Here is a 3,888-nt window from a genome sequence, read left to right as displayed (position 1 = left end):
GCCGATCCGGAAGGAGCTCTGTCCCGCCATGACCGACCCTGAGAGCAGGCTGCGCCGCCTCGTCGAGGAGGGCACCCGGGCCGCCCGGCGACCGCCGGTCGGGCAGTTGCGGCAACGTGCGCGGCGCCGTCGCAAGGCACGGCAGGCCGTGGTCGCAGCCGCCGTGACCGTCACCGCCCTGGCCGTCCTCCCGCTGGCCCTCGACTCCGAGGGCTCCGGAACCGGCACCCCCGGTCCGACGGCATCCGGCACGCCCCGACCCACCGCCGACGCACCGTCTCTGCATGCCTCGCCCTCCCGGAGCGTGCCCGGCGGCGCGGTCACACTCCGCGGCACAGGCTGCGCTCCGGGCACCGCGGTCTCCCTCGGCATCCGCTGGGAGCGAGGCGCGAAGCTGACCCGGTCGCTGGAGGAGGAGAAGTCCCTGGCACAGCCGCAGACGACCGCGACGGCCGACGCCACGTACGCGCTGCTCTCGGTCGACGCGCTCGCCACCGGATCCTTCGAGGCAACGGTCACCATCCCGGCCGGTCCCGTGGCCAGCACACCCAAGTTGTGGGCACGCTGCCGGACCACGGCCCCCGTCCGCCAGCTCACCCAGTACACCTCGATCACCGTCCACAGGGACTGACGGGTACCGAAGAAGCCGCACGGACCTGGCGGGGCAGACACGTGCCTCAGCCTGCGGCAACCGCTTCGCGGCCGTGCACTGGGCGCGAGCCTGCCTACGTGTCGAGCCATCCCGGCATCAACTACGCTGACGACAGGTGCATGGCCCCGAGTCCGCGATCCGGGATCAAGGCCCCTGATCGCTCCCTTTGCAGCACTTGGAGGAAGCCGTGACCGCCGAACTCCCCGACTGGATGATCCCGCCCAGGCCCAGCGGCTGGGAAGCCGACGACCTCGACCACCTCCCCCAGGCACCGCGGCACACCGAACTGATCGACGGAGCCCTGATCTTCATGATGTCGCCGCAGCGGTCTTGGCATTCCCGGCTCGTGGAGAACCTCACCTTCGCCCTACGGCAGGCTGCCCCCACGGGGTTCGAGGTCGAACGCGAGATGACCGTGCGCCTCGACAACAAGAGCCGTCCCGAGCCGGACATCCTGGTCACCACCGCCGCCTACGACCCCGACCGCACCTGGTACGCACCCGAGGACGTCGCCCTCGTCATCGAGGTCGTCTCCGAAGAATCAGCCGACCGAGACCGGTCCCTCAAGCCCTTCAAGTACGCCCAGGCCAAGATCACCCACTTCTGGCGCATCGAGGACGAAGCCGGACTACCCGCCGTTCACGCCTACGAACTCGACACCATGACCAGTACCTACGTCCCCACCGGCATCCACCGGGACCGGCTCAAGACCTCCGTGCCCTTCCTGCTCGACATCGACCTCAACGCCCTCGTGCCCTCGACCTGACCGGCGGACGAACGAGTGGCGAGGCCGTGTGCGTCCTTCGGCGGCGGGGTCGTCAGGACCAGTTCCACACCTGGTTGATGCTGCCCGCGCAGCCCCAGCCCTGTACCGGCTGGCCGTCCTGTCCGGAGGTGGGGGCGTCGGCGTCGAGGCAGAGGCCGTCCGGGACGCTGACCAGCGTTCCGCCGCTGCCGAGCCGCCATCGCTGGGCACTGAGTCCGTCGCAGCCGGTGGTCCGGACCTTCTGGCCGTTCTGGTCGATCGTGCCGACGTCGGCGTCCAGACAGAGATGGCTGCCCCGATTGACGACGAGGTACTGGGAGTCCTGGCCGGCCACGCGGTACAACGCCCACTTCTGGGCGGCCGTGGCATTGCACCCCCACACCTGGGGGTTCGGTCCGCGGCTGTCGAGGCAGCGGGCGACCGAGGTGGCGTTGACGCTCTCGGTCACCGTGACCGAGCCGGCCCGGACGGTTCCGCGGGGGAGGGTGTACAGGAGGCTCCTGGTCTGTGTGCCGGCCTTCCCGTCGGCGGTGAGGGCGGCCTCGGTCTGGAACGCCTCCACCCCGGCGACGGTCGCGGCGTCGAACTCCCCGTCGACCGGGACATAGAGGCCGTGGTCGCCCAGGAGAAGCTGGAGGGTCCTGACGCAGGCGCCGGTGGCTCCCGACGCGAGCTCGGCGGGGCATGCGGCGGTGCGGAGGTCCGCCGTACCGGAGCCCTGGCCGGCGGAGTCCTTCGTGGCCGCCGCGCTCGGGGACTTCTGCACCGCCTGGTCCGCCTTCGACGGGCTCGCGGTCGGTGTGTCCTTCTGTGAACCGCCCCCCGTGGTGGACGGGCTGTCCGTCACGACCGTCGGCACGCCGGGTCCGGGGTCGGCTGTCGCGCCGGAGTGGGCCGGCGACAACAGCGCCGCGGTGACGGCCGCGGCGGCCACGACGCCCGCTGCGACTGCCGCGCCCACGAGGAGCTTTCTGCGCTTCGCCGGAGGGGGAGTCGCAGGAGTCGCAGGAGTCGCAGGAGTGGCGGACGTGGCGGGGTCGGCGGGCGGCGCGTAGGCGGCAGGGCGGTTGTCGCGACGGGGCGCCCTCGGCGGCGCGGACCGTGGTGGCCGCTCGGTCGGCGCGGGCAACTGGTGCCCGATGGCGGTCCGGAACACCGTCTCCGGTGAAGGGCGGGTGTCGGGTTCCTTGCTCAGACAGGCGCGGATGAACGCGGCCAGAGCCGTGTCGACGGCCGCCACCTTTTCGAGGACCTGTTCCTTCGGCGGTTCGAAGGCGACCCGGTGCAGGACGTCGACCCCCGTGCCGTCGCCGAACGGCGCGTGTCCCGTGACGGCGTAGGCGAGGGCGGAGGCCAGCGCGAAGATGTCGGAGGCGGCGGTCACCTCCCTGCCCCTGACCTGCTCCGGGGACATGAAGGCCGGCGTTCCCACGTTCTGGCCCGTGACGGTGATCGAGGTGCCGTCGGTGGCCTGGACGACACCGAAGTCGATGACCCGGGCGCCGTCGGCGGCCAGGATCACATTGGACGGCTTGAGGTCACGGTGGACGATCCCCGCGCGCCAGATGGCTTCGACCGCACGTCCCAGGTCGGCCAGCAGCCGCCAGGCGGCCGGTGCGTCGATCGGTCCCCGCGCGTCGACGACTTCGGCGAGGGTGGGCCCGGGGACGTACTCGGTGGCCACCCACACCAGGTCCTCGTCGCAGCCGCTGCCGAGCAGTCGTACGATGTGCGCCCCCTGGACGCGGTCCAGTGCACCGACCTCGCGTTCGAAGCGCTTGCGGAACTGGGGGTCCTCCGCGTACTCGGGCCGGATCACCTTCACGGCGGCCAGGCCCGAACCGCCGGTGGTGTCCTGGCCCAGATAGACCCGGCCCATCCCCCCACTGCCCAGCACCGACATCAGGACGTACGGGCCGACCCGAACGGGGTCGTTCTTCCGGAGCGGGACCGGCGGCGGAGGTTCCATCCCGGCCGCCGCGTAGGCGAGCGCGTCGGACCGGCGGGGTTGGGAGACAGACATGGGAATCCCGGACTCTCGCGTGACGTATGCGACGTATGGCGACTGATGTCGGTCAGCGTGAGAGTATCCCAACATCCTTGTGAAAAGGGCTGGTTGATGTTCGGCTCACCTGCTGCTCCGCTCGCGACGCCTTGGCCTTGATCACCTGCTGGATCTGGCTGGTGTCCTCGTGGGTGTGGAACAGCCGGGCGTTACGGCCGGCTGCTCTCCGCAGAGCTTCCTCTCCCGCCCCGCGTCACTGCCTCGGCCGGGCGGCCGGTAGCGGCCCCCGAGCCCCGGCCGAAAGAACGACCGGCGTTCGACGAACTCCGTCGTTCTTTCGGCCGGGGCTCGGGAGTGACAACCGGTCGCCCGGCCGAGGCAGTTGAGCGGGGTGGCGGAGGAGGCTCTGGGAGGAACGGCCGGTAGGGTCCGGCCGTCGCGGGAATCGAAGGAGCACCCCATGAA

At 71.2% G+C, this 3,888-nt stretch carries 3 protein-coding genes; 2 read left to right on the top strand and 1 reads right to left on the bottom strand.

Translation table 11 applies throughout. From position 1 onward, the window contains the following. Positions 1-28 precede the first annotated feature (28 nt). Positions 29-631 carry a hypothetical protein gene (locus tag AB0D74_RS50290; protein ID WP_362603403.1) on the top strand — a complete coding sequence of 201 codons (603 nt, stop codon included), beginning with the start codon at positions 29-31 and terminating at the stop codon, positions 629-631. A 208-nt stretch (positions 632-839) separates the two neighbouring features. Continuing rightward, positions 840-1,418, top strand: a complete 579-nt coding sequence (locus AB0D74_RS50285; RefSeq protein WP_362603400.1) for a Uma2 family endonuclease — start codon at positions 840-842, stop codon at positions 1,416-1,418. 52 nt (positions 1,419-1,470) lie between these two features. Here AB0D74_RS50285 and AB0D74_RS50280 read toward each other — a convergent pair whose 3' ends face one another. Then, on the bottom strand, positions 1,471-3,441 hold the full coding sequence (locus tag AB0D74_RS50280; RefSeq protein WP_362603397.1) for a protein kinase: 1,971 nt from the start codon (positions 3,439-3,441) through the stop codon (positions 1,471-1,473). Between the last annotated feature and the right edge of the window lie 447 nt (positions 3,442-3,888).

It is taken from the genome of Streptomyces sp. NPDC048278 (genome assembly GCF_040652195.1).
Lineage (GTDB): Bacteria > Actinomycetota > Actinomycetes > Streptomycetales > Streptomycetaceae > Streptomyces.
The sequence above is the reverse complement of the archived record's forward strand: the minus strand, read 5'-3'. Positions and strand labels throughout refer to the sequence as shown.